The organism is Pseudomonas sp. TUM25319 (assembly GCF_056388475.1).
Genome location: NZ_CM150751.1, coordinates 5,492,430 through 5,515,971, shown reverse-complemented (window position 1 = coordinate 5,515,971; position 23,542 = coordinate 5,492,430). Strand labels below are relative to the sequence as shown.

20 protein-coding genes and 1 pseudogene are annotated in these 23,542 nt (G+C 63.9%); 12 read left to right on the top strand and 9 right to left on the bottom strand.

Annotated elements, in window-relative coordinates:
- Positions 1 to 115 precede the first annotated feature (115 nt).
- The gene (locus AC05QJ_RS24920; RefSeq protein ID WP_476743903.1) at positions 116 to 859 is read left to right on the top strand and encodes a class I SAM-dependent DNA methyltransferase; all 744 of its coding nucleotides are present in this window, start codon (positions 116 to 118) and stop codon (positions 857 to 859) included.
- Between the two features lie 157 nt (positions 860 to 1,016).
- On the top strand, positions 1,017 to 1,889 hold the full coding sequence (locus AC05QJ_RS24915; RefSeq protein WP_476743902.1) for a prohibitin family protein: 873 nt from the start codon (positions 1,017 to 1,019) through the stop codon (positions 1,887 to 1,889).
- Between the two features lie 408 nt (positions 1,890 to 2,297).
- Here the strand turns inward: AC05QJ_RS24915 and AC05QJ_RS24910 are convergent, their stop codons facing one another.
- On the bottom strand, positions 2,298 to 3,542 hold the full coding sequence (locus AC05QJ_RS24910; RefSeq protein ID WP_476743901.1) for a ribonucleotide-diphosphate reductase subunit beta: 1,245 nt from the start codon (positions 3,540 to 3,542) through the stop codon (positions 2,298 to 2,300).
- A 182-nt stretch (positions 3,543 to 3,724) separates the two neighbouring features.
- Positions 3,725 to 6,628, bottom strand: coding sequence for a ribonucleoside-diphosphate reductase subunit alpha (locus AC05QJ_RS24905; protein ID WP_476743900.1), 2,904 nt, complete (start codon positions 6,626 to 6,628; stop codon positions 3,725 to 3,727).
- Positions 6,629 to 7,397: 769 nt separating this feature from the next.
- On the opposite strand from AC05QJ_RS24905, the gene AC05QJ_RS24900 reads away from it, so the two are divergent.
- The 4 genes and pseudogenes from AC05QJ_RS24900 to AC05QJ_RS24885 all read left to right on the top strand — a co-directional run bounded on the left by AC05QJ_RS24900 (position 7,398) and on the right by AC05QJ_RS24885 (position 10,248).
- The gene (locus AC05QJ_RS24900) at positions 7,398 to 8,123 is read left to right on the top strand and encodes a response regulator (RefSeq protein ID WP_476743899.1); all 726 of its coding nucleotides are present in this window, start codon (positions 7,398 to 7,400) and stop codon (positions 8,121 to 8,123) included.
- Positions 8,120 to 9,727: an ATP-binding protein gene (locus AC05QJ_RS24895; protein WP_476743898.1), complete on the top strand. Its 1,608-nt coding sequence runs from the start codon at positions 8,120 to 8,122 to the stop codon at positions 9,725 to 9,727. The genes AC05QJ_RS24900 and AC05QJ_RS24895 overlap by 4 nt, the downstream gene beginning before the upstream one ends.
- 47 nt (positions 9,728 to 9,774) lie before the next feature.
- Positions 9,775 to 9,862, top strand: a pseudogene (locus AC05QJ_RS24890) (siderophore-iron reductase FhuF); the annotation flags it as partial.
- Positions 9,856 to 10,248, top strand: coding sequence for a (2Fe-2S)-binding protein (locus tag AC05QJ_RS24885; RefSeq protein WP_476748004.1), 393 nt, complete (start codon positions 9,856 to 9,858; stop codon positions 10,246 to 10,248). The pseudogene AC05QJ_RS24890 and the gene AC05QJ_RS24885, both read left to right, overlap by 7 nt.
- Before the next feature lies 1 nt (position 10,249).
- Here the strand turns inward: AC05QJ_RS24885 and AC05QJ_RS24880 are convergent, their stop codons facing one another.
- Both AC05QJ_RS24880 and AC05QJ_RS24875 read right to left on the bottom strand, forming a co-directional pair.
- The gene (locus AC05QJ_RS24880; RefSeq protein ID WP_476743897.1) at positions 10,250 to 10,951 is read right to left on the bottom strand and encodes a 4'-phosphopantetheinyl transferase family protein; all 702 of its coding nucleotides are present in this window, start codon (positions 10,949 to 10,951) and stop codon (positions 10,250 to 10,252) included.
- A 138-nt stretch (positions 10,952 to 11,089) separates the two neighbouring features.
- Positions 11,090 to 11,878, bottom strand: coding sequence for a dienelactone hydrolase family protein (locus AC05QJ_RS24875; RefSeq protein WP_476743896.1), 789 nt, complete (start codon positions 11,876 to 11,878; stop codon positions 11,090 to 11,092).
- 134 nt (positions 11,879 to 12,012) lie between these two features.
- On the opposite strand from AC05QJ_RS24875, the gene AC05QJ_RS24870 reads away from it, so the two are divergent.
- The 4 genes from AC05QJ_RS24870 (at position 12,013) to AC05QJ_RS24855 (ending at position 16,366) form a co-directional block, all read left to right on the top strand.
- Positions 12,013 to 12,612 (top strand): hypothetical protein, encoded by a 600-nt coding sequence (locus tag AC05QJ_RS24870; protein ID WP_476743895.1) that lies wholly within the window; start codon positions 12,013 to 12,015, stop codon positions 12,610 to 12,612.
- An 84-nt stretch (positions 12,613 to 12,696) separates the two neighbouring features.
- Positions 12,697 to 13,374, top strand: a complete 678-nt coding sequence (locus tag AC05QJ_RS24865; RefSeq protein ID WP_476743894.1) for a response regulator — start codon at positions 12,697 to 12,699, stop codon at positions 13,372 to 13,374.
- Positions 13,371 to 14,720 (top strand): ATP-binding protein, encoded by a 1,350-nt coding sequence (locus tag AC05QJ_RS24860; RefSeq protein WP_476743893.1) that lies wholly within the window; start codon positions 13,371 to 13,373, stop codon positions 14,718 to 14,720. The genes AC05QJ_RS24865 and AC05QJ_RS24860 overlap by 4 nt, the downstream gene beginning before the upstream one ends.
- 317 nt (positions 14,721 to 15,037) lie before the next feature.
- Complete coding sequence (locus AC05QJ_RS24855) at positions 15,038 to 16,366, top strand: dicarboxylate/amino acid:cation symporter (RefSeq protein ID WP_476743892.1); 1,329 nt, start codon at positions 15,038 to 15,040, stop codon at positions 16,364 to 16,366.
- Between the two features lie 149 nt (positions 16,367 to 16,515).
- Here AC05QJ_RS24855 and AC05QJ_RS24850 read toward each other — a convergent pair whose 3' ends face one another.
- The gene (locus AC05QJ_RS24850) at positions 16,516 to 17,850 is read right to left on the bottom strand and encodes a 2-hydroxycarboxylate transporter family protein (RefSeq protein ID WP_476743891.1); all 1,335 of its coding nucleotides are present in this window, start codon (positions 17,848 to 17,850) and stop codon (positions 16,516 to 16,518) included.
- Between the two features lie 123 nt (positions 17,851 to 17,973).
- Between AC05QJ_RS24850 and ttdR the strand changes: the two genes are divergently transcribed.
- Entirely contained in the window at positions 17,974 to 18,882 is a 909-nt protein-coding gene (gene ttdR / locus AC05QJ_RS24845) for an L-tartrate utilization transcriptional activator TtdR (RefSeq protein WP_476743890.1), read from the top strand.
- Between the two features lie 121 nt (positions 18,883 to 19,003).
- Here ttdR and leuD read toward each other — a convergent pair whose 3' ends face one another.
- The 4 genes from leuD to AC05QJ_RS24825 form a co-directional block, all read right to left on the bottom strand.
- A complete protein-coding gene (gene leuD, locus AC05QJ_RS24840) occupies positions 19,004 to 19,612 on the bottom strand; it encodes a 3-isopropylmalate dehydratase small subunit (RefSeq protein WP_476743889.1) in 609 nt (202 codons plus the stop codon).
- A 1-nt stretch (position 19,613) separates the two neighbouring features.
- Positions 19,614 to 21,035: a 3-isopropylmalate dehydratase large subunit gene (gene leuC, locus AC05QJ_RS24835; protein ID WP_476743888.1), complete on the bottom strand. Its 1,422-nt coding sequence runs from the start codon at positions 21,033 to 21,035 to the stop codon at positions 19,614 to 19,616.
- A 181-nt stretch (positions 21,036 to 21,216) separates the two neighbouring features.
- Positions 21,217 to 21,711, bottom strand: a complete 495-nt coding sequence (locus tag AC05QJ_RS24830; protein ID WP_476743887.1) for a SprT family zinc-dependent metalloprotease — start codon at positions 21,709 to 21,711, stop codon at positions 21,217 to 21,219.
- A gap of 133 nt (positions 21,712 to 21,844) precedes the next feature.
- Entirely contained in the window at positions 21,845 to 22,444 is a 600-nt protein-coding gene (locus AC05QJ_RS24825) for a Yip1 family protein (RefSeq protein WP_476743886.1), read from the bottom strand.
- A 270-nt stretch (positions 22,445 to 22,714) separates the two neighbouring features.
- On the opposite strand from AC05QJ_RS24825, the gene ttcA reads away from it, so the two are divergent.
- Entirely contained in the window at positions 22,715 to 23,539 is an 825-nt protein-coding gene (gene ttcA, locus AC05QJ_RS24820) for a tRNA 2-thiocytidine(32) synthetase TtcA (RefSeq protein ID WP_476743885.1), read from the top strand.
- Positions 23,540 to 23,542 lie beyond the last annotated feature (3 nt).

Here is a 23,542-nt window from a genome sequence, read left to right as displayed (position 1 = left end):
GTGAGGCGCTGAGGTAAACCAAGGCCCGGTGAAGTTCTGCTTCACCGGGCCTTTTTTCGTTGTCACTTCCGGATACAATGCCGCGCCCTCACCACCCCTCATCGTTCAGGTTTCCATGTCCGGCAACGCTCTCTATACCGACCTGTCGGGCTACTACGACCTCATGTGCGCGAACATCGACTACCGCGCGCAAAGCCACTGTATTCACCGCCTGCAGCAGCTCTTCGGTAACGGCGGCAAGCGCCACCTGGACCTTGCCTGCGGCACCGGGCCTCATGTCCGTCATTTCATCGACGCCGGCTACCAGAGTGCCGGGCTCGACATCAACCAGCCGATGCTCGACAAGGCCGCCCGGCGCTGTCCCGAAGCACGTTTCTCGCTGGGTGACATGTGCGGCTTCAGCGTCGCCGAGCCACTGGACCTGATCACCTGCTTCCTCTACTCCGTGCACTACAGCGGCAGTATCGACCGGCTCAAGGCGTGCCTGGCCAGCGTGCACGGCGCCTTGGCCGAAGGCGGTGTGTTCTGCTTCAACGCCGTGGACAAGCGGCGGATCGACAACGACTCGTTCGTTTCCCACAGCGCTGAAGAGGAGGGCGCCCGCTTCGTCTTCCGCTCCGCCTGGGGTTATCCGGGGCAGGGCGAGCGGCAGGCGCTGCGGTTGAGCATCGAACGGACGCTGGGGGATGAAACGCAGCTCTGGCACGACGAACATCTGATGGTGGCGGTGAGCTTCGATGAACTGCGCGAGTTGCTGGCGCTGTACTTCGAGGTGCAGGTGCTGGAGCACGACTACGAGAAGTTGCTGCCGTGGGATGGTGTTTCGGGGAATGCGCTGTTTGCCTGCGTGAAGCGCTGAAACTGTTGGCATTACCGCAAAGATGAGAAAAAGTCTCATCAATCGCGTGACCTGCCTGTTCATTCCATGAGTTACTTCCGTCTGCGCTGACCGGGCCTGCGGCCCGTCAGGCGATTGGCCCGACGCGCTGCCTGGCGCAGCGCGCTTTCACAAGGAAATGAGCATGGAAAAGGTAAACCGCCGCTGGATGACGACTGGCGGCTCCGTGGTACTGGGACTGGTTGTGCTGAGCGTGGTGCTGGGCAGTTTCTATACCGTGGATGAAAAGGAGCGCGGCGTGGTCCTGCGCAATGGTGCCTTCATCGAAGTGGCAGAGCCGGGGCTGCACTGGAAGCTGCCGTTCTTCGACACCGTCAAGGCGATCTCCATCCAGAACCAGGCCTCCAAGTGGGAAGGTCTGCAGGCGTACAGCCGCGACCAGCAGGCCGCGCAACTGACTGTCTCCGTCTCCTGGCACGTCACCCCTGGCGAAGTGGCCGACGTGTACAAGGGCTACAGCGACCTCGACGGCCTGCTGTCCCGCGCCATCGCCCGCCAGGTCCCGACCCAGGTGGAAAACGTGTTTGGCCAGTACACCGCCGTCAACGCCGTGCAGAAGCGTGGCGAACTGGTTGCGGCGATTTCCCAGGCGATCAAGTCCAACGTCGCCGGCCCGGTGGTGATCGACAGCGTTCAGGTCGAGAACATCGACTTCAGCGATGCGTACGAGCGCTCCATCGAAGAGCGCATGAAAGCCGAAGTGGCGGTGAAGACCCGCGAGCAGCAACTGGAAACCGAGAAGATCCAGGCCCAGATCAGCGTGACCCAGGCCCAGGCGAAGGCCGATGCGGCGCTGGCACAGGCCAAGGCCGAAGCCCAGGCGATCGAGTTGCGGGGTAATGCCGAAGCGGCGGCGATCGAAGTCCGGGCCAAGGCGCTGGCGAGCAACCAGAACCTCGTCGAACTGACCAAGGCCGAGCGTTGGGACGGCAAGCTGCCGACCACCGTGTTGCCGGGTGGGACCATGCCGTTTATTGATGCGAGGAAGTAGGTCGTCAGCAGAGCCAGGTGCGGTGAATCCGAGACAGCACCTGGCTGAGACCCGTGCTGGATGGATTGGGGACCGCCGTGCGGTCCTTCGCTGGCAAGCCAGCTCCCACAGGGTCCGCGTCAGCCGCACCAGCAGTGCCTGGCTCAACACCAAAGCGAGGTCTGCTCCGACACCCTGTGGGAGCCGGCCTTGCCGGCGATGAGGCCAGTAGCAACACCCCGATGCTTGCCCGATGATGCTGAACCTGTGGGAGCGAGCTTGCTCGCGAAGGGCCGCAACGCGGCCCCAAAACCCTCGCTTAAAACTGCTGCGCGTGAAAGTCGGATGACTTTAAAACGCCATATCAGGATCTGAAAATAAAAAAGGCTGCCCGAAGGCAGCCTTTTCGATAGAGCCGTGCGGGACCGATCAATCCCAGCTCAACGCCCCACCGGTCTGATACTCGATCACACGCGTCTCGAAGAAGTTCTTCTCCTTCTTCAAGTCCATGATCTCGCTCATCCACGGGAACGGGTTGGTGGTACCTGGGTACTCTTCCTTCAAACCGATCTGCGACAGGCGACGGTTGGCGATGAACTTGAGGTAGTCCTCCATCATCGCCGCGTTCATACCCAGTACGCCGCGCGGCATGGTGTCGCGGGCGTATTCGATTTCCAGCTGGGTGCCCTGCAGGATCATCTGCGAGGCTTCTTCCTTCATTTCGGCATCCCACAGGTGCGGGTTTTCGATCTTGATCTGGTTGATCACGTCGATACCGAAGTTCAGGTGCATGGACTCGTCACGCAGGATGTACTGGAACTGCTCGGCAACGCCGGTCATCTTGTTGCGACGACCCATGGACAGGATCTGGGTGAAGCCGCAGTAGAAGAAGATGCCTTCCAGAACGCAGTAGTAGGCGATCAGGTTGCGCAGCAGTTCCTTGTCGGTCTCGACGGTGCCGGTGTCGAATTCCGGATCGGAGATCGAACGGGTGTAGCGCAGGCCCCAGGCGGCCTTTTTCGCGACCGACGGGATCTCGTGGTACATGTTGAAGATCTCGCCTTCATCCATGCCCAGCGATTCGATGCAGTACTGGTAGGCGTGGGTGTGGATCGCTTCCTCGAAGGCCTGGCGCAGGATGTACTGGCGGCACTCGGGGTTGGTGATCAGGCGATACACGGCCAGGGCCAGGTTGTTGGCAACCAGGGAGTCGGCGGTGGAGAAGAAGCCGAGGTTGCGCATGACGATGCGACGCTCGTCGTCGGTCAGGCCTTCCGGGCTCTTCCACAGGGCGATGTCCGCGGTCATGTTGACCTCTTGCGGCATCCAGTGGTTGGCGCAACCGTCCAGGTACTTCTGCCAGGCCCAGTCGTACTTGAACGGGACCAGTTGGTTGAGGTCGGCGCGGCAGTTGATCATGCGCTTTTCGTCAACGGCGACACGGGCTGCGGAGCCTTCCAGCTCGGCCAGGCCTTCGGCGATGTCGAGGTCGTCCAGGGCGGCCTTGGCGCGGATCACGGCAGCCGAGTCGGCGCTGGTCACGGCGCGGGCTTCGAGGGCGGCGGCACCGCCGGCGCTGTCGAGTTTGTCGATGCCGGTGGCGGCAGCCTGGGCGTTACCGGACTTGGCGGGGGCTTCGCCGTCTTCTTTGTCGAATTCGTCCCAACTCAGCATGGTGGGTCTCCTGCTTGAGGGCCATTTTCAGTATGGCCGGTGGATCTTGGTTGCGGTGCTTGCGTTCGGGTACTGCAGTGCACGCAAAAATCGGTGCCCGGGGAGGGCGGCCGGAGCAGTGGATGCCCCGGTCTTTTTGTAGGGATGGAACGAGGCTTCCCGGGGGAAGCCTCGCGATCACCTTATTGGCAGGCTTCGCAGTCCGGCTCGTCGATCGCGCAGGCCTTCGGCACTGGCGCTGGAGCAGGGGCTGCGGCCGGAGCGGCCTGGGCCTGGACCGGAGCGCTGCTGTCGCCACCGCTGGACACGGCGTTGAGCTTGCCGGTGGTGATGGTCGACTTCTCGGTGCTGGTCGCGGCCAGGGCACGGAGGTAGTAGGTGGTTTTCAGACCACGGTACCAGGCCATGCGGTAGGTCACGTCCAGCTTCTTGCCCGAGGCACCGGCGATGTACAGGTTCAGCGACTGAGCCTGGTCGATCCACTTCTGGCGACGGCTGGCGGCGTCGACGATCCACTTGGTTTCCACTTCGAACGCCGTGGCGTACAGGTCTTTCAGCTCTTGCGGGATACGCTCGATCTGCTGCACGGAACCGTCGTAGTACTTCAGGTCGTTGATCATGACCGAGTCCCACAGGCCGCGCGCCTTGAGGTCGCGAACCAGGTACGGGTTGATCACGGTGAATTCGCCCGACAGGTTCGATTTCACGTACAGGTTCTGGTAGGTCGGCTCGATGGACTGCGATACGCCGGTGATGTTGGCGATGGTCGCGGTCGGCGCGATGGCCATGATGTTCGAGTTACGGATACCTTTCTGTACGCGCTCGCGCACCGGTGCCCAGTCCAGGGTCTCGTCCAGGTTGACGTCGATGTACTTGGCGCCACGGGCTTCGATCAGGATCTGTTGCGAATCCAGCGGCAGGATGCCCTTGGACCACAGCGAACCTTCGAAGGTCTCGTAGGCACCGCGTTCGTCGGCCAGGTCGCACGAGGCCTGGATGGCGAAGTAGCTGACCGCTTCCATGGAACGGTCGGCGAACTCGACGGCGGCGTCGGAACCGTAGGCGATGTGCTGCAGGTACAGCGCGTCCTGGAAGCCCATGATGCCCAGGCCGACAGGGCGGTGCTTGAGGTTCGAGTTACGCGCCTGCGGCACGGAGTAGTAGTTGATGTCGATCACGTTGTCGAGCATGCGCACGGCGGTGTGCACGGTGCGTTGCAGCTTGGCGTGGTCGAGCTTGCCGTCGACGATGTGGTTCGGCAGGTTGATCGAGCCCAGGTTGCAGACCGCGATCTCGTCCTTGTTGGTGTTCAGGGTAATCTCGGTGCACAGGTTCGAGCTGTGGACCACGCCCACGTGCTGCTGCGGGCTGCGCAGGTTGCACGGATCCTTGAAGGTCAGCCATGGGTGGCCGGTCTCGAACAGCATCGAGAGCATCTTGCGCCACAGGTCCTTGGCCTGGATGGTCTTGAACACCTTGATCTTGTTGTACTCGGTCAGGGCTTCGTAGTACTCGTAGCGCTCTTCGAAGGCCTTGCCGGTCAGGTCGTGCAGGTCCGGCACTTCCGATGGCGAGAACAGGGTCCACTTGCCGTCTTCGAAGACGCGCTTCATGAACAGGTCAGGGATCCAGTTGGCGGTGTTCATGTCGTGGGTACGACGACGATCGTCACCGGTGTTCTTGCGCAGCTCGATGAACTCTTCGATGTCGAGGTGCCAGGTTTCCAGGTAGGCGCAGACTGCGCCCTTGCGCTTGCCGCCCTGGTTGACCGCGACGGCGGTGTCGTTGACCACTTTCAGGAACGGCACGACGCCCTGGGACTTGCCGTTGGTGCCCTTGATGTAGGAGCCCAGCGCGCGCACCGGGGTCCAGTCGTTGCCCAGGCCACCGGCGAATTTCGACAGCATGGCGTTGTCGTGGATCGCGTGGTAGATGCCCGACAGGTCGTCCGGAACGGTGGTCAGGTAGCAGCTCGACAGCTGTGGACGCAGGGTACCGGCGTTGAACAGGGTCGGGGTCGAGGCCATGTAGTCGAAGGACGACAGCAGGTTGTAGAACTCGATCGCACGGGCTTCACGGTCTTTCTCGCCCAGGGCCAGGCCCATGGCGACGCGCATGAAGAACACCTGCGGCAGTTCGAAACGCACGCCATCCTTGTGGATGAAGTAGCGGTCGTACAGGGTCTGCAGGCCCAGGTAGGTGAATTGCTGGTCGCGCTCGTGGTCGATGGCCTTGCCGATGCGGTCCAGGTCGAAGCCGGCCAGGGCCGGGTCGAGCAGTTCGAACTCGACACCCTTGGCGATGTAGGCCGGCAGAGCCTTGGCGTACAGGTCGGCCATTTCGTGGTGGGTGGCGCTGTCGGCGACGTCGAGGAAGCCCAGGGCTTCGGCGCGCAGGGTGTCCATCAGCAGGCGGGCGGTGACGAAGGAGTAGTTCGGCTCACGCTCGACCAGGGTACGGGCGGTCATCACCAGGGCGGTGTTGACGTCCTTGATGGCCACGCCGTCGTACAGGTTCTTCAGGGTTTCGCGCTGGATCAGGTCGCCATCGACTTCGGCCAGGCCTTCGCAGGCCTCGGAGATGATGGTGTTCAGGCGGTTCATGTCCAGCGGGGCCAGGCTCCCGTCGGCCAGGGTGATGCGGATGCTCGGGTGTGGCTGGACCACGGCTTCGCCGTTGCTGCGGGTAGCGCGCTCGCGGGCACGCTGGTCGCGGTAGATCACGTAGTCGCGGGCGACTTTCTGCTCGCCGGCGCGCATCAGGGCCAGTTCGACCTGGTCCTGGATCTCTTCGATATGGATGGTGCCGCCGGACGGCATGCGGCGCTTGAAGGTGGCGGTGACCTGCTCGGTCAGGCGCGCGACGGTATCGTGGATGCGCGACGAGGCGGCGGCGGTGCCGCCTTCAACTGCGAGGAACGCTTTGGTGATGGCTACGGTGATCTTGTCGTCGGTGTAGGGGACGACAGTGCCGTTACGCTTGATCACGCGCAGTTGGCCAGGGGCGGTCGCTGCCAGATCCTGATTCGAATCGGCGGCCTGCGGCGCCTTGGCCTGCGGGTTCTCGCGAGTTGTGTCGGTGTGCATGGGTGTCTCCACGTTCTCTATGTTTGTTTAGGCGCCGGGTGGGCGCCAACCGTTCCATCCAAAAGCCCGACAGGCACCTGGCACGCGCGTGGCTCAAAGGCTCTCGCGCGCCGCTCAGGGCGCGTACCCGACTTCGGGACAGATCAGGAAAAGGGGGCATTCGCATGCCGCTCCCTGGCCGAAGTCAAAAGTCTTGGGTCGACAACCCAAAATCCGTTGCTGTCGAGTGCTGCGGCCCTGGCCTGCAACACCCATACCCGAAACAAGGCCCTCCAGGGCTTGCATCGGTCGCCTCCGCAGGAGCGGTTTGGCTGCTGAAATCACTTTAAGTTCAAGCAAAAAAACAGCCATTTAAGGCTTGAGTCTGACGCTTGACTTGTGCTTGGGGATTATCGGTAAAACCCAAGATGTAGTGTTTTGCTGCGAGTGAGATACAAGATAATGCGGTATCGGGCCTATTGCAAGGCGACGATCTGTGGATAAGTTGTGTGTAGTTTGTGAGTGAAATGGGACAAATCGCTGTAAGCCTTATCCTGCGCTGTCAGAACCATCCATCGCCGTTTTTTCTTGTAAACAAACGCGAGCGCCGGATTTTCGGGGGCGCGAACCCTATCACAAAACCGGGCCCTGGCAAGCGCGTCTGGCAGGCTAATTGCTCGGCCGCGTGCACCGATTGGCAGCCACAGGTACGCCACGTAGTATCCAGAGCCGATGTTGCCCTTTGGTGATGGCAACCCGTTGTCCCATAACAAAAATGCAGAGGTGGCCCGTGGAGCAGCAAAGCAGTCAGGTGTTGATCGTCGAGGATGACCAGCGTCTCGCCGAACTGACCCGCGAGTACCTCCAGGCCAACGGCTTTGCCGTGGATGTGGAAGGCGATGGTGCAAAAGCGGCGGAGCGTATCATCAACGAGCAGCCCGACCTGGTGATCCTCGACCTGATGCTGCCCGGCGAAGATGGCCTGAGCATCTGCCGCAAGGTGCGCCAGCGCTACGCCGGGCCGATCCTCATGCTGACCGCCCGCAGCGATGACCTCGACCAGGTCCAGGGCCTCGACATGGGCGCCGACGACTATGTTTGCAAGCCGGTGCGCCCGCGCCTGCTGCTGGCCCGCATCAACGCGTTGCTGCGGCGCAGCGAGCCACCGGCGGCGCCGGCCGAGCGCCGCGCCCTGCAGTTCGGCCCGTTGCGGGTCGACAGCACCCTGCGCGAAGCCTGGCTCGGCGAGGCCGGCATCGAGCTGACCAGCGCCGAATTCGACCTGCTCTGGCTGCTGGTGAGCAACGCCGGGCGCATCCTGTCCCGGGAAGAAATCTTCACCTCCCTGCGCGGCGTCGGCTACGACGGCCAGGACCGCTCCATCGACGTGCGCATTTCGCGGATCCGCCCGCGTATCGGCGATGACCCGATCCACCCGCGGATGATCAAGACCATCCGCGGCAAGGGCTATCTGTTCGTCCGCGAGGCCGCCGAGGCCATGGGCCTGCCCGAATGAACTCGATCTTCCTGCGCATCTATGGCGGCATGCTCGGCGTGCTGGTGCTGGTGGCAGTGCTCGGCGTACTCAGCCTGCACCTGCTCAACGAAGTGCGCGCCGGCCAGTACCGCGAGCGCCTGGCCCATGGCACCTTTACCCTGATGGCCGACAACCTGGCGCGAATGAACAAGGTCGAGCAGACCCGCGCCCTGGCCCTGTGGGAGCGCCTGCTGGGCATTCCGCTGGCGTTGCAGAGCAGCGCCGAGGCCGGCATCGACGGCAGCCAGCGCACCCGCCTGCAGCGTGGCCAGGTCCTGGTGGAACACACCGGTCCCCATGCGGCCAAGGTCATCAGCCAGCTCAAGGGGCAGGACCTGTTGCTGACCGGCGACGTACAGCAGATCAGCGAGCAACTGGCCCGCGCCACCATTTACCTGCTGGTAGATGAGTTGATCCGCTATCCGGTCAGCGAGCAGGCCCGTCGCCTCGCCGAACTCAAGCAGAGCAAGGGCTTCGGTTTCGACCTGCGCCTGCTCGCCCAGAGCGACGCCGACATGGACGACGACCAGCGCCGCCGGGTGGAGGAGGGCGACACGGTGATGGCCCTGGGCAAGGACGGCGACTCCATCCGCGTGTTCGCCGGCATCGCCGGAACGCCCTGGGTGCTGGAAATCGGCCCGCTGTACCAGATGAATCCCTACCCGACGCAACTGCTGGTGCTGATCGCTGCCCTCGGTTTGAGCCTGATCGGGCTGGTGGTCTATTTCCTGGTGCGGCAACTGGAGCGGCGCCTGTCCAAGGTCGAGGTGGCCGCCACGCAGATTGCCCAGGGCAGCCTGGAAACCCGGGTGATGGTGCAGGGCGCCGACTCGGTGGGGCGCCTGGCCGAAGCCTTCAATGGCATGGCCGAGCACCTGCAGCGTTCGCTGACCATCCAGCGCGAACTGGTGCGGGCGGTATCCCACGAGCTGCGTACACCGGTGGCGCGGCTGCGCTTCGGCCTGGAGATGATCGCCAGCGCCAGCACCGACCAGACCCGGGAAAAACACCTCGCCGGCATGGACAACGACATCCAGGACCTCGACAAGCTGGTGGACGAGATGCTGATGTACGCCCGCCTCGAACAGGGCGCCCCGGCCCTGCATTTCCAGCGGGTCGACCTGGACGCGCTGCTTGATCAGGTCATCGCCGAGCTGGCGCCGCTGCGCCGCGAGGTGCGGGTACTGCGCGGAGCCTGCCAGGGGGGCGAGGACGGCGCCTGGGTCGAGGCCGAGCCGCGCTACATCCACCGCGCCCTGCAGAACCTGGTGAGCAATGCCATGCGCCATGCCGAGTCCCAGGTCATCCTCAGCTACCAGCTCGGGCTGCAACGCTGCCGCATCGACGTCGAGGACGATGGCCCCGGCGTGCCGGAAAGCGCCTGGGACCGCATCTTCACGCCGTTCACCCGCCTTGACGACAGCCGCACCCGCTCCTCTGGCGGCCACGGCCTGGGGTTGTCCATCGTGCGGCGGATCATCTACTGGCATAACGGCCGTGCGCTGATCGGCAAGAGCGTGCGCCTGGACGGGGCCTGCTTCAGCCTGAGCTGGCCCCGCGAGCAGGTGGCGGGCGGGCAATGACCCTGCTGACGCGGGACGCGCTGTTCGAGTCGCAGACTTTCCACGGTCTGTTGCTGGCGCTCTATGGCCCGGAACTGATGCCGGCGCAATTGCCGGTGCTGGTGTCGCAGTGGTCCAAGTACTACTTCATGCTGCTGTGGCGCGAAGCGCTGGCAGGGCGCGCGCCGCGCTGGTCGGCGGAGCTGCGGGTGGAGCTGGACGCACGCGGATTGCCAGCGGCCTATGGCGCCGGTGATGGACTGAACGGGCTTGCCGAGGTGATCGATGCGCATCTGCCGCCGCTGATCGAACGCCTGGCGCGGCTGGGGGGCGTACCGGCAGCAGTGCTCTGGGGCAATGCCGGGGATTGTCTGGAGCAGGTGGCGGGAGACGCAGCGAAACCTTGGCTGCAAGACCTCGACAGCCCGCTGTTCGCCGCCGTCGGCGAGGATGCTGCCGGGCGTCGCCGGCGACGGACCTGCTGCCTGAGCTACAAAGTGGAGTGGGTCGGGCACTGCGAGCATTGCCCGCTGTTGCCCTGAATCAGACCGCGACCAGGCTCAGCAACTGGTCGCCGCTCACGGCGAACTGTCCTTCCAGCTCGCGCCCGTGGTGCCATTCCTCCGACAGATCGGTAAGCAGCCGCAGGCGGGCATGACCGTCGTCGCTCCACGCCAGCACCTCGGCGTGTTCGAAATAGAAGCGCTTGAGCACCAGCGGATAGAGCGCCTTGAACAGGCTTTCCTTGAGCGAGAAGGTTAGGGTGACGGTGAGGCTGGTGCGGGCCGGATCGAGACGTTGCAGCTCGGCCGGCGTGAGGATCTCGCTGGCCAGGCGTTCGGCGCGCTCGTGTTCCAGCAGGTTTTCCTGATCCAGTCCCAGCCCTGCACAGTCGCTGGCCCTGGCCACCACGGCGGCGGCCCAGCCCTTGCCGTGGGTGATGGAGCCGCGTATGTCCGCAGGCCATACCGGCGCCCGATCGTCGCCGGTGGCGGGCACGTAGTCGCGACCATCCAGGCGCTGCAGCGCGGCGCGGGCACAGGCGCGGCCGGCGAGGTACTCGGCCTGGCGCTTGGCCACCGAGCGTTGCAAGGCGGGTGTCTGCTCGATGGCGGCGCGCTGGAAATCATCGCTGGCGAGCCGGGTCGGGTCGAAGGCGCAACTGACCAGCACCGCGCCGGGGACCGGGCGCGGCAGTGGCCAGTGGTGCTGGAGTGGGGAGCAGCAAGCGGGGAGTCGGTTCATGGCCGCTATTTTAGGCGCAAAGCGCCGGGCCACAAGCCTCTAGCTGCAAGCTTCAAGCCGCAAGCGCCAAGCCAGGAAACCTCCAGCACCGCGGACTGCTCTTTCTTGCCGCTTGCAGCTTGAAGCTTGCCGCTGCCCTCAAAAGATCTTCTTGAAGAACGCCTGCAGATCCGCCCAGGAACTTTCGTCTGCCGCCTTGTTGTAGCCGATGTCCGGCCCGCCATGTTCGCCGTGGCTCAACCGGTCGGCATCCGGGTTGGTGAAACCGTGCTTGGCGCCCGGGATGCTGACGAAGTCGAACGGTGCATTCGCCTTGTTCATCTCTTCCTTGAACGCCTCCACCTGTTGTGGCGTGACCATGCTGTCTGCCGCGCCATGCTCCACCAGGATCTTCGCCTTCACGCTGCCGGGCGTGGCCGGGGTGCTGGTCGCCAGCGCACCGTGGAAACTGGCCACGCCGGCCAGCGGTTCGCCGCGCCGGGCAGCGTCCAGCACTACCTTGCCACCGAAGCAGTAGCCGATCGCGGCGATACGGTTCTTGTCGGTCTGCGGCTGGAGCTTCAGCAATTCGACGCCGGCATCGAAGCGCTTGGCCGACGCACTCGCGTCCTTCAGCGCGGCCTGCATGAAGGCCATGGCATCGGCCGGATGCTCGGTGTTCTTGCCGTCGCCGTACATGTCGATGGCCAGGGCGCTGTAGCCCAGGGCCGCGAGGTCGCGGGCGCGGCGCTTGGCGTAGTCGTTCAGGCCCCACCACTCATGCACCACGACGACGCCCGGCACCGGTCCTTTGACCGCGTCGTCGTAGGCGTAGTAGCCAACCAGGCGCTTGCCGTCGGCGTCCTGGTAGGGAATCTCGCGGGTTTGCACCGCAGCCTGGGCCAGGCCCGCGGCGCCAAGCAGTGCGGCAGCCAGCAGTAATCGCATGATCGGTACTCCTGTGATCGAAACATGAAAAGCGTTCAGCCGAGGTTCAGGCCGGGTTCAGCGGCGGTTCAGGGCCGGGTCCTTACTCTAGCTCTCAATTTCCCAACCCACGCAGCATTGTGGAGTACATCACCATGAAAACCCTCAACACCCTGCTGGCCGCCCTGACATTCTGTGGTGCAAGCATGGCCGTGCAGGCCGACGATAACTTCGCCAGCCTCACCTACGGTCAGACCAGCGACAAGGTCAAGAAGTCCGGGTTGCTCACCGAAAACGTCGGCCACCTGAACAGCGACGGCATCATCGGCAAGGACGATACCTGGGGCGTGCGCCTGGGCAGGATCAACGACCAGGGTCGCTACTACGCCACCTACGACAACGTCTCGGGCACTCACAACGGCCTCAAGCTGCGTCAGGAAAACCTGCTGGGCAGCTACGACCTGTTCTACCCGGTCACCAGCACCACCAAACTGTTCGGCGGTGCCACCGCCGGCCTGACCAAGCTCACCCAGGATTCGCCGGGCGCCAGCCGCGACAGCGACATCGGCTACGCCGTCGGCCTGCAGGGCGGCGTGTTGCAGCAAGTCAGCGACAACGCCTCGGTAGAGCTGGGCTACCGTTACCTGCGCAGCAATGCCACCACCGAGCTGGCTGAAAGTGGCGGCAGCAAGGTCGGCGCACTGCGCCTGGACAGCAGCGCCCAGACCTACCTGTCGGCCAACTACCGGTTCTGACCGGTTGCCTGGCCTTGCCAACCGGCCCTTCGACAGGGCCGGTTCGCTGTTATTCTGCACACCGCACTGCAAGGGGAGAGGGTGATGAAACTGTTGGTGGTCGAGGATGAAGCGCTGTTGCGCCACCACCTCCAAAGCCGCTTGAACGAAAGCGGCCATGTGGTCGAGGCGGTGGGCGATGCCGAAGAGGCGCTGTACCAGGTCGAGCAGTTCAATTTCGACCTGGCGGTGGTCGACCTCGGCCTGCCTGGCATCAGCGGCCTGGAACTGATCGGCCGCCTGCGGGCCTCGGGCAAGACCTTTCCGATCCTGATCCTCACCGCGCGCGGCAACTGGCAGGACAAGGTCGAGGGCCTGGCCGCCGGTGCCGACGACTATGTGGTCAAGCCATTCCAGTTCGAGGAGCTGGAAGCCCGCCTGAACGCCTTGCTGCGCCGCGCCAGCGGCTTCACCCAGGCGACCATCACGGCAGGCCCGCTGCTGCTCGATCTCAACCGCAAGCAGGCCGTGCTGGACGAACAGCCGCTGGCGCTGACCGCCTACGAATACCGCATCCTCGAATACCTGATGCGCCATCACCAGCAGGTGGTGGCCAAGGAGCGGCTGATGGAACAGTTGTACCCGGACGACGAGGAGCGCGACCCCAACGTCATCGAAGTCCTGGTCGGCCGCCTGCGGCGCAAGCTGGAGGGGGATCGCGGCTTCAAACCGATTGATACCGTGCGCGGCCTCGGCTACCTGTTCACCGAGCGCTGCCGATGATCCGTTCGCTGCGCCTGCGCCTGATGCTGGCGGCGGCGCTGCTGGCGCTGCTGTTCATGCTGGCCTTGCTGCCGGCATTGCAGAAAACCTTCAGCCTGGCCCTGCAGGAATCCATCGAGCAGCGCCTGGCATCGGACGTGACCACGCTGATCTCCGCTGCCCGGGTCGAAGACAACCGGCTGATGATGCCGGTACTGCTGCCGGACGAGCGTTTCAACTTGCCCGACAGTCGTCTGCTCGGCTACATCTACGACCGCCAGGGCAACCTGGTCTGGCGCTCGCGGGCCACCGCCAACGAGCACATCAACTACCAGCCACGCTACGACGGCCGTGGCAACGAATTCGCGCGGATCCGCCAGGACGATGGCGAGGAGTTCTTCGTCTACGACGTCGAGGTCAAGCTGCTCGGCGGTCGCAGCGCGGCCTACAGCATCGTTGCCCTGCAGCCCCTTCGCGAATATGAACAGACCCTCAGTGGCCTGCGCGAGAAACTCTATCTCGGCTTCGGCGCGGCCTTGCTGGTCTTGCTGCTGTTGCTCTGGGCCGGGCTGACCTGGGGCTTGCGCTCGTTGCGCCGCATGACCGTTGAGCTGGACGAAATCGAATCCGGCGCCCGCGAGGGACTGAGTGGCGAACACCCCCGCGAGTTGCTGCGCCTGACCCGTTCCCTCAACCGCCTGCTGCACAGCGAGCGCGAGCAGCGCGGGCGCTACCGCGATTCGCTCGGCGACCTGGCCCACAGCCTGAAAACCCCGCTGGCGGTCCTGCAAGGGGTGAGCGAGAACCTGGGGCAGCGTCCCGAAGACCGCGAGCAGTCGCGGGTGTTGCGCAGCCAGATCGAGCGCATGAGCCAGCAGATCGACTACCAGTTGCAGCGCGCCAGCCTGCGCAAGAGCGGCCTGGTTCGGCACCAGGTGCGTCTGCAGCCGTTGCTGGAAAGCCTGTGTGGGACCCTGGCCAAGGTCTACCGGGAAAAGGACGTACAGGTTGAATACGCCATGGCCAGCGATGCCCGGGTGCCGATGGAGCAGGGCGCCTTGCTCGAACTGCTTGGCAACCTGCTGGAAAACGCCTGGCGGCTGTGCCTGGGGCGGGTGCGCATCAGCCTCGGCCACGACGAGGCCGGGCATCTGCAGCTGTGCATCGAGGATGATGGCCCCGGCGTGCCAGCGGACCAGCGCGAGCGCATTCTCAAGCGAGGCGAACGGCTCGATCGCCAGTACCCCGGGCAAGGCATCGGCCTGGCGGTGGCCAAGGACATCATCGACAGCTATGACGCGCGCCTGACCCTCGGTGATTCGCCGCTGGGCGGGGCGGCCTTCCGCATCGACTTTCCCCTCGACTGACAGGCGGCGGGATTTCGCCTGTCAGCCATTTCCCCTACGTCCTGTGGGCGGATTACCGCCATCTATCCCGGTTCAAAAACCGCCACGGGCGGAAATCCGCCAACCTCGATCGACCGGCATGCCCTCTGTTTGTGCGAGAAAACCCAATGAAACCGGGCTCTGCACCGCGAAAGCGCAAATTGGCATCACGCTTGCTATGAAGCTCGCAGAGTTCTGCCACGCAGCTCGACACAACAAATCCCTCCAGTGCAGGAGGGTTCGCGATTCAGGTACCCACGTCCTGGGAAGGACGCCGCGGTACCCTTGAGGAACTAGCCATGACGACAACCCGTCAGCCACTGTACAAATCGCTGTATATCCAGGTGCTGGTCGCTATCACCATCGGTATCCTGCTGGGTCACTACTTTCCCGAAACCGGCGTGGCCCTCAAGCCACTGGGTGACGGCTTCGTCAAACTGATCAAGATGGTCATCGCCCCCATCATCTTCTGCACCGTGGTGAGTGGTATCGCCGGCATGCAGAGCATGAAGTCGGTGGGCAAGACCGGCGGCTACGCGCTGCTGTACTTCGAAATCGTCTCCACCATCGCCCTGATCATCGGTCTGGTCGTGGTCAACGTCGTCAAGCCGGGCGCCGGCATGCACATCGACGTCAACACCCTGAACGCCAGCAGCGTGGCCGCCTACGCCGCCGCCGGCGCGCAGCAGACCACCGTCGGCTTCCTGCTGAACATCATCCCCAGCACCGTAGTCGGTGCCTTCGCCAACGGCGACATCCTGCAAGTGCTGATGTTCTCGGTGATCTTCGGCTTCGCCCTGCATCGCCTCGGCGCCTACGGTCGTCCGGTGCTGGACCTGATCGACCGCTTCGCCCATGTCATGTTCAACATCATCAACATGATCATGAAGCTGGCCCCGGTCGGTGCCTTCGGTGCCATGGCCTTCACCATCGGCCAGTACGGCGTTGGCTCGCTGGTACAGCTGGGCTACCTGATGGCGTGCTTCTACATCACCTGCCTGCTGTTCATCCTGGTGATCCTCGGCGGTATCGCCCGTGCCCATGGCTTCAGCGTCCTCAAGCTGATCCGCTACATCCGTGAAGAACTGATGATCGTGCTGGGTACGTCCTCCTCGGAATCCGCCCTGCCACGCATGCTGACCAAGATGGAGCGCCTGGGCGCCAAGAAATCCGTGGTTGGCCTGGTGATCCCGACCGGCTACTCGTTCAACCTTGACGGTACCTCGATCTACCTGACCATGGCTGCGGTGTTCATCGCCCAGGCCACCGACACCACCATGGACATCACCCACCAGATCACCCTGTTGCTGGTGCTCCTGGTTGCCTCCAAAGGTGCTGCCGGCGTCACCGGTTCGGGCTTCATCGTCCTGGCGGCCACCCTGTCCGCCGTCGGCCACCTGCCGGTTGCCGGCCTGGCGCTGATCCTTGGTATCGACCGCTTCATGTCCGAAGCCCGTGCCCTGACCAACCTGATCGGCAACGCCGTTGCCACCGTGGTTGTGGCCAAGTGGGTTGGTGAACTGGACAACAAGACGCTGCAGAAAGAGCTGGCTTCCGGTGGTTCGCCGATCATCGAAAGCCGTCCTGTCGATGACCTGGGCGTGCAGGAAGGCCCGGCTGTTCGCTAAGCCTGTCGCCTGTTGAAAAAACCCATCTTCGGATGGGTTTTTTTTGCTTCAAGTTTCAAGCTTCAAGCTGTAAGAGAAGCATCGCTGCGACGCCGAGTGCTCTTTCTTGCAGCTTGCAGCTTGCAGCTTGCAACTTGCCGCTTCTTTTTTCAGTGGAACAACCCCAGCAGCAGGGTCGCCAGGATCACCGTCGAAGCCCCACCGATGCGCGTGGAGATCTGTGCGAAGGGCATCAGCGCCATGCGGCTGGACGCCGACAGGATCGCCACGTCACCCGTGCCGCCCAGGCCGCTGTGGCAGCAGGTGACGATGGCCGACTCGATAGGGAACATCTTCAGCAGGTTGCCAATCAGGAAGCCCGCCAGGGTCATGGCGATCACCACCGAGGCGCAGACCACCACGTAGCCCACCGAGAACACCTTGACCACGCTGTCCAGCGGTACGTAGAGCATGCCCAGGCCGATCATCACCGGCCAGATGAAGGCCGTGGACACCAGCTTGTAGAACGCCTTGCTGCCATCTTCCAGACGGGCTGGCAGCACTTGCAGGTATTTGAACAGCACCGCCACCAGGATCATCATCACCGGCCCGGGGATGTGCACCACTTTCTCCAGCAGGCCGCCGAGGATGAAGAAGGCGCAGATCACCAGCACGCCAGCGCCCATGTAGCGGAAGTCGATCCCGGCGCTCTTGTCTTCCTGTTCGCGAAACAGGTCGTTCTCTTCCCGGGCCCGGATCAGCATGCCGTTGCCGTTCAGGTGCGGTTTGCGCAGGGCCAGGCGGGCCAGCACGCCGGCGCAGATAATCGCGACGATATTGCCCACCACCGCCGCCGGTACCAGTTGTGCCACGTACTGGTCGGGGCTGCCGCCGAGGATCGCCGAATAGGCCAGCGACAGCGGCAGGATGCCCTCGCCGATGCCGCCGCCAATGATCGGCACGATGATGAAGAAGAAGGTGTGGTAGACGCTGTAGCCGAACAGCGTGCCCACCAGCAGCCCGGCCGCCACTGCGGCCAGGGTGCCCACCACCAGCGGCACGAACATGCGCACCATGCCCTGGACCAGGATGAAGCGGTTCATGCCGAGGATGCTGCCCACCACCAGGCTGGCGATGACGAAGTAGAGGAAGTTGGCATCCTTCATCAGCATCTTCGTCGCGTCGATGGTGGTGCTGCCGAAGAAGCCATAGAACACCAGCACCGACGGCAGCATCAGGCAGAGGATGGCGCCGCCACCGATTTCCTTGAGGATCGGCAGGCGCTGGCCGATCTGGCCGAAGAACACGCCCATGGTCATGATCACGGCGAGGCCGCCGATCATGGTCTTCGGCAGCAGGCCGAAGTGGGCCGAGAGAAACACGGTGAGGGCGATGCCGATGAAGTACGGCAGCGGAATCACGCCGATTTCGTAACGCAGCAGTCGGCGCAGCGGAGAGGTGGCGGTGTCGTCGTGCGCCACCGCGGAATCGGAAACCAGGCTCATGGTTTTTCCTCTGTTTGTTGTTGTAGGAGGAGAAGGCGATGCGCCGAATCCGCGGCTCGGAGCATCGATGGAGGAATGCTATCCTTCGCGTTTGGTGGAATAAACGCGCGAACCATAAGAGCTATGAACACACTTCGTATCGAATCCCCGTTGCCCGAAGACCTCCGTGTGTTCCTCACGGTCATCCGCAAAGCCAGCTTCGCCGGGGCTGCCGACGAGCTTGGGCAGTCACCGGCCTATGTCAGCAAGCGCATCCGCATCCTCGAAGAGACACTGCGGACCCGGCTGCTGCACCGCACCACCCGGCGCATTGCCCTGACCGAGGCGGGCGAGCGCACCCAGCGCTGGGCGATCCGCATCCTCGATGACCTGGACGACTTCGTCGGTGAGCTGACCGAAGCGCGCAAAGCGCCCCGGGGCATGCTGCACATCTGCAGCAGCTTCGGTTTTGGCCGCAACCATGTGGCGCCGGCCATCGCCGAACTCAGCTCGCTGTACCCCGGCCTGGAAGTGCGCCTCGACGTGTTCGACCGGGTGGTGGACATCGTCGCCGAAGGCTTCGACCTGGAGATCCGCGTGGGCGACGACATCCCCGGCCAGCACATCAGCCGCAAGCTGGTGAGCAACCACCGGGTGCTGTGTGCCACGCCGGACTACCTGGCTGCCCGCGGTACGCCGAAGACGTTGAAAGACCTCGACGAGCACGACTGCCTGGTGCTCAAGGAGCGCAACAACCCGTTCGGCGTGTGGCACCTGGAGAGTGGTGGGCGGCAGGAGTCGGTGCGGGTCAGCGGGGCGCTGTCGTCGAACAATGGCGAGATCGTGCTGCAGTGGGCACTGGGCGGGAAGGGCATCCTGTTGCGATCGCAATGGGACGTGCAGCCGCTGCTGGAACAGGGGCGCCTGGTGCAGGTGCTGCATGAATACAGCCAGAGTGCGAACATCTGGGCGGTGTATCCGACGCGGCTATCGGATTCGGCCAAGCTGCGGGTGTGTGTGGAGTTTCTGGAGCGGTACCTGCGGGATCGGTAGGGTTTTCTCGGGCCTCATCGCCGGCAACGCCGGCTCCCACAGGTTATCCAGCCAGGCGCCAGACCCAATGTGTGGGAGCTGGCTTACCAGCGATGAGGCCGGGACAGTCAATAAAGATTCATCAGGCCAGCCAGGGATTCCTCTGCAAATGCCCCGCCTCGAACTCCCGGATCTGCGCCGTGCGCTGCAAGGTGCTGCCAATCGCATCCAGCCCCAGCACCAGCGCCTCCTTGCGCAGCGGATCGATGTCGAACGGGATGCTCTGCCCGTTGCGCAGGCGAATTTCCTGGGCCGGCAGGTCGATGCACAGCTCGGCATCGTCGCCATTGCTCACCAGTCGACCAATCTCCTGCACCCTGGCCTCGGGCAACTGGATCAGCAGCACACCGTTGCGCTGGCAGTTGTCGAAGAAAATCCCGGCAAAGCTGCTGCCGATCAGGGCGCGGATGCCCAGTTGCTTGAGCCCCCACACCGCATGCTCGCGGCTGGAGCCACAGCCGAAGTTCGGCCCCACCACCAGGAAGCGCGACCACGCCCACGGTTTCTGATTGAGCACGAACTCCGGGTTCGGCTGGCCGTCGGCGAGAAAGCGCAGGTCGAAGAACACGCCGCGGTCCAGGCCGGCGCGGTCGATGCCCTTGAGGAACTGCTTGGGCATGATCACGTCGGTGTCGACGTTGGCCGCCAGCAGGGGCGCGGCAGTGCCGCAGACGCTATCGAAAGGTTGCATGTCAGGCCTCCAGGGCAAAGTGGCGAACGTCGGTCAGGTAACCGCTGACCGCAGCGGCGGCGACCATCGCCGGGCTCATCAGGTGGGTCCGCGCCCCGGCGCCCTGGCGGCCTTCGAAGTTGCGGTTGGTGCTGGAGGCGCAGCGGTCGCCGGGGCTGAGCACGTCGTCGTTCATGGCCAGGCACATGGAGCAGCCGGACTGCCGCCACTCGAACCCGGCTTCGCGGAAGATGCGGGCCAGGCCCTCGGCTTCCGCCTGGTCGCGCACCAGGGTCGAGCCGGGCACGATCATCGCCCGCACATGGGCCGCGACCTTGCGCCCCCGCACCACGCGGGCGGCGTCGCGCAGGTCTTCGATGCGGGCATTGGTGCAGGAGCCGATGAAAGCATGGCTGATACTGATCCGGTCCAGCCGCGCGCCGGGCTCCAGGCCCATGTAGCGCAGGGCCCGTTGCAGGTCCTGGCGACGGATCAGGTCGCTTTCAAGGCTCGGGTCTGGCACCAATTCGCCGATCGGCGCGGCCTGGTCCGGGCTGGTGCCCCAGGTGACCATCGGCTCCAGCACGGCGGCATCCAGCTCAACCTCGGCGTCGAATACCGCGCCGGGGTCGCTGTACAGCTCGCGCCAGCGCGCCACCGCCTGTTCCCACAGTTCGCCACGGGGCGCGCGGGGCTTGTCCTTGAGGTAGGCGAAGACCTTGTCGTCCGGGGCCATGAAGGCACCGCGGGCGCCTGCTTCCACCGCCATGTTGCAGATGGTCATGCGCGCCTCGACGCTGAGGGCGTCGATGGTCGGGCCGCTGAACTCGATGGCGTAGCCGGTGGCGCCGGACGCGCCGATACGGCGGATCAGGGCCATGATGATGTCCTTCGACGTCACGCCCAGGCCCAGTTCGCCGGACACCCGGACGTGCATGGTCTTCAGCCGCTTGTACACCAGTGTCTGGGTGGCCAGCAGGTGCTCGATCTCCGAGGTGCCGATACCGAAGCCAAAGGCGCCCAGTGCGCCGTAGGTGGTGGTGTGGCTGTCTCCGGCAGCGACCACCATGCCCGGCAGGATGAAGCCCTGTTCGGGGGCGACCACGTGCTCGATGCCCTGGCGCTTGTCCAGCACGTCGAACAGCTCGATGCCGAAGTCACGGCAGTTCTGCTCGAAGTACGACACCTGCAAGGCGCCGCCGGCGTCGGGCATGGCCGCGATGCGCCGGGGCGCGGTGGGGTTGACGTGGTCCACCACGCACAGGGTCGCCGACGGCCGCCACACCTTGCGCCCGGCTTCGCGCAGGCCGCTGAAGGCCTGCGGGCTGGTGTACTCGTTGGCGACCTGGCGGTCGATGTACAGCAGCACATGCCCGTGGTCGTCCAGGGTGCAGACGGTGTGGGAGTCGATGTGCTTGTCGTAGAGGGTTCGCGGGCTATTCATGGCAGTTCTCGCGCGTGATTGTTATGCGAGTCCGAAGACATCGGTGCGCGGCCCTTGCGTGGAGGACCGGCCTGCCGGAAAGCATCATTCAATGCGAATAACGCATCAATTGGGATAATGGAATGTCTTGCTTCACGAATCGTGATGAGTTAGCCCGTGCACAGGCCCGCACCGGCCGGTTTCATTCCAGACGGGTTTCGCCGCTGAACACCAGCGTCTGCCGGCATTTGCGGCACAGGTAGCGGCGGCCCTTGCGCACCAGGCCGTGGCGCTGCGCGGAGAACGGGAAGTCGCTGCCAGGGCAGGGGCATCGATAGATGTAGCGGGTCACGGTGCGGCGCTTGACGTCATAGTTGTGGCAGCGGTTGGGCGGCAACTCGTAGACGCCGCGCATGATCAGTTGCCATTCCTCGCCGTGGGGCTGGATGCGCTCGCCGAACAACTGGTGGGCGATCATGTGGGCGACTTCATGGGCGACGGTCTGGCGCAGGAAGTCTTCGCTGTTCTCGCGGTACAGCTGCAGGTTGAAACGCAGCAGGTTCTCGTGCAGATGCGCGACGCCGGCCTTCTGCCCGCGCAGCTTGAAGCTGACCTCGGGACGCTGGAAGGGACGCTTGAAAAAGGCTTCGGCTTGCTTGTAGCAGTCTTCGACGCGGGATGTGAGCAGCTCTGGCATGCGGGTGGGTACTCCTCGGCGGCGAAGTATGCCGCAACTGCGGGCCCGCTGCCGAGACCGTCGGTCCGCGAACGAAATCAGGCCGCCTTGCGGCGGCCTGACAGTGATGCCCCTGTGTTGCCAGCAGTTTTTTCTAATTGGTGTAGACGGGCCCCACGCCCAGTCCCCAGGTGATCACGGTGAAGGCCATGATGGCGACCAGCACCACCAGCCCCACCGCCAGGACCGAACTCGAGAACAGGAAGCCTTCGTCCGAAGGAATGTTCATGAAGGTCGGCAACCCGACGTACAGCAGGTAGACCGTGTAGCAGATGGCCGCCGTGCCGACGATCATCCCCAGCCACAGGTGGGGGTAAAGCGCCGCCAGGCCGCCGATGAACAGCGGGGTGGCGGTGTAGGTGGCGAACGCGATGCATTGCGCCAGGCTCGGGTTGGCGTCGTAGGTACGGGCCATCCAGTGGATGAAGGCGCCCATGACCGCAACGCCGGCGAGCATGGCCAGGTACGACATGAGGGTCATCCACAGGGCGCTTTCCATGGTCAGCATGACCGGAGCGCGCTCGCCGATGACCCAGCCGACCTGGGTAGTGCCGATAAACGCCGATACCGCGGGAATCGCCGCGAGTATCAGGGTGTGGGTGAGGTACATGTGGCTGATGGTTTCTTCTTCGCCACGGATTTCACGCCATTCCTGATCGGGATGGGTGAACAGCCCTACAACGTGATGGATCATGCCAATCACTCCTACGCCGTTTCCAATCGCCCCCCAGCGGAGCGCTTGCTAGCCCACAAGGCACGGGCCGGACAGGACAGGCCGCTATTGGTGCGGTCTTATGTCGCAGTATAGGAAGGCGTTCGCCGCATAAAACCGCTTTTTTAGAGCAAATCGCGCTGTCAGGGCGGGGCTTCATTTCGTCCCGGTCTTTATCGGATAGGTCTGCCAGCGGTGGCGGTTTGTGCGTAAAATACGCGCCTTTTGTCACACCTTGCGGATTCAAGCGCCATGGGCACCCTTTCGGTCAACCAGAACAAACTGCAAAAGCGCCTGCGGCGTCTCGCCGGCGAAGCCATCACCGACTACAACATGATCGAGGATGGCGACAAGGTCATGGTCTGCCTGTCCGGCGGCAAGGACAGCTACACCATGCTCGACGTTCTGATTCACCTGCAGAAGGTGGCGCCGATCAAGTTCGAGATCGTCGCGGTGAACATGGACCAGAAGCAGCCCGGCTTCCCCGAGCATGTGCTGCCGGCTTACCTGGCCACGCTTGGCATCGAGTACCACATCGTCGAGAAGGACACCTACTCGGTGGTCAAGGAGCTGGTCCCGGAAGGCAAGACCACCTGCTCGCTGTGCTCGCGCCTGCGCCGTGGCACGCTCTACACCTTCGCCGACGAGATCGGCGCGACCAAGATGGCCTTGGGGCACCACCGTGACGACATCGTCGAGACCTTCTTCCTCAACATGTTCTTCAACGGCACCATGAAGGCCATGCCGCCGAAGCTGCGCGCCGACGACGGCCGCAACGTGGTGATCCGCCCGCTGGCCTACTGCTCCGAGAAGGACATCCAGGCCTACTCGGACATGAAGGAATTCCCGATAATCCCGTGCAACCTCTGCGGCTCCCAGGAAAACCTGCAGCGCCAGGTGGTCAAGGAGATGCTGGTGGAGTGGGAGCGCAAGTCGCCGGGCCGCACCGACAGCATCTTCCGCAGCCTGCAGAACGTGGTGCCGTCGCAACTGGCCGACCGCAACCTGTTCGACTTCACCAGCCTGCGCATCGACGAGAGCGCGCCGGCGCGTTTCCTCGACGTGCTGAATATCTGACCG

Bases quoted from the DNA above. Each gene is read 5' to 3' on its own strand.
- leuD (WP_476743889.1), bottom strand. From the start codon at position 19,612: ATGCAACCTTTCGATAGCGTCTGCGGCACTGCCGCGCCCCTGCTGGCG.
- AC05QJ_RS24875 (WP_476743896.1), bottom strand. From the start codon at position 11,878: ATGCGATTACTGCTGGCTGCCGCACTGCTTGGCGCCGCGGGCCTGGCC.
- ttdR (WP_476743890.1), top strand. From the start codon at position 17,974: ATGAACACACTTCGTATCGAATCCCCGTTGCCCGAAGACCTCCGTGTG.
- AC05QJ_RS24915 (WP_476743902.1), top strand. From the start codon at position 1,017: ATGAGCATGGAAAAGGTAAACCGCCGCTGGATGACGACTGGCGGCTCC.
- AC05QJ_RS24920 (WP_476743903.1), top strand. From the start codon at position 116: ATGTCCGGCAACGCTCTCTATACCGACCTGTCGGGCTACTACGACCTC.
- AC05QJ_RS24865 (WP_476743894.1), top strand. From the start codon at position 12,697: ATGAAACTGTTGGTGGTCGAGGATGAAGCGCTGTTGCGCCACCACCTC.
- AC05QJ_RS24850 (WP_476743891.1), bottom strand. From the start codon at position 17,850: ATGAGCCTGGTTTCCGATTCCGCGGTGGCGCACGACGACACCGCCACC.
- AC05QJ_RS24905 (WP_476743900.1), bottom strand. From the start codon at position 6,628: ATGCACACCGACACAACTCGCGAGAACCCGCAGGCCAAGGCGCCGCAG.
- AC05QJ_RS24910 (WP_476743901.1), bottom strand. From the start codon at position 3,542: ATGCTGAGTTGGGACGAATTCGACAAAGAAGACGGCGAAGCCCCCGCC.
- AC05QJ_RS24825 (WP_476743886.1), bottom strand. From the start codon at position 22,444: ATGATCCATCACGTTGTAGGGCTGTTCACCCATCCCGATCAGGAATGG.
- AC05QJ_RS24885 (WP_476748004.1), top strand. From the start codon at position 9,856: ATGCTGCTGTGGCGCGAAGCGCTGGCAGGGCGCGCGCCGCGCTGGTCG.
- AC05QJ_RS24880 (WP_476743897.1), bottom strand. From the start codon at position 10,951: ATGAACCGACTCCCCGCTTGCTGCTCCCCACTCCAGCACCACTGGCCA.
- leuC (WP_476743888.1), bottom strand. From the start codon at position 21,035: ATGAATAGCCCGCGAACCCTCTACGACAAGCACATCGACTCCCACACC.
- AC05QJ_RS24860 (WP_476743893.1), top strand. From the start codon at position 13,371: ATGATCCGTTCGCTGCGCCTGCGCCTGATGCTGGCGGCGGCGCTGCTG.
- AC05QJ_RS24830 (WP_476743887.1), bottom strand. From the start codon at position 21,711: ATGCCAGAGCTGCTCACATCCCGCGTCGAAGACTGCTACAAGCAAGCC.
- AC05QJ_RS24870 (WP_476743895.1), top strand. From the start codon at position 12,013: ATGAAAACCCTCAACACCCTGCTGGCCGCCCTGACATTCTGTGGTGCA.
- ttcA (WP_476743885.1), top strand. From the start codon at position 22,715: ATGGGCACCCTTTCGGTCAACCAGAACAAACTGCAAAAGCGCCTGCGG.
- AC05QJ_RS24895 (WP_476743898.1), top strand. From the start codon at position 8,120: ATGAACTCGATCTTCCTGCGCATCTATGGCGGCATGCTCGGCGTGCTG.
- AC05QJ_RS24855 (WP_476743892.1), top strand. From the start codon at position 15,038: ATGACGACAACCCGTCAGCCACTGTACAAATCGCTGTATATCCAGGTG.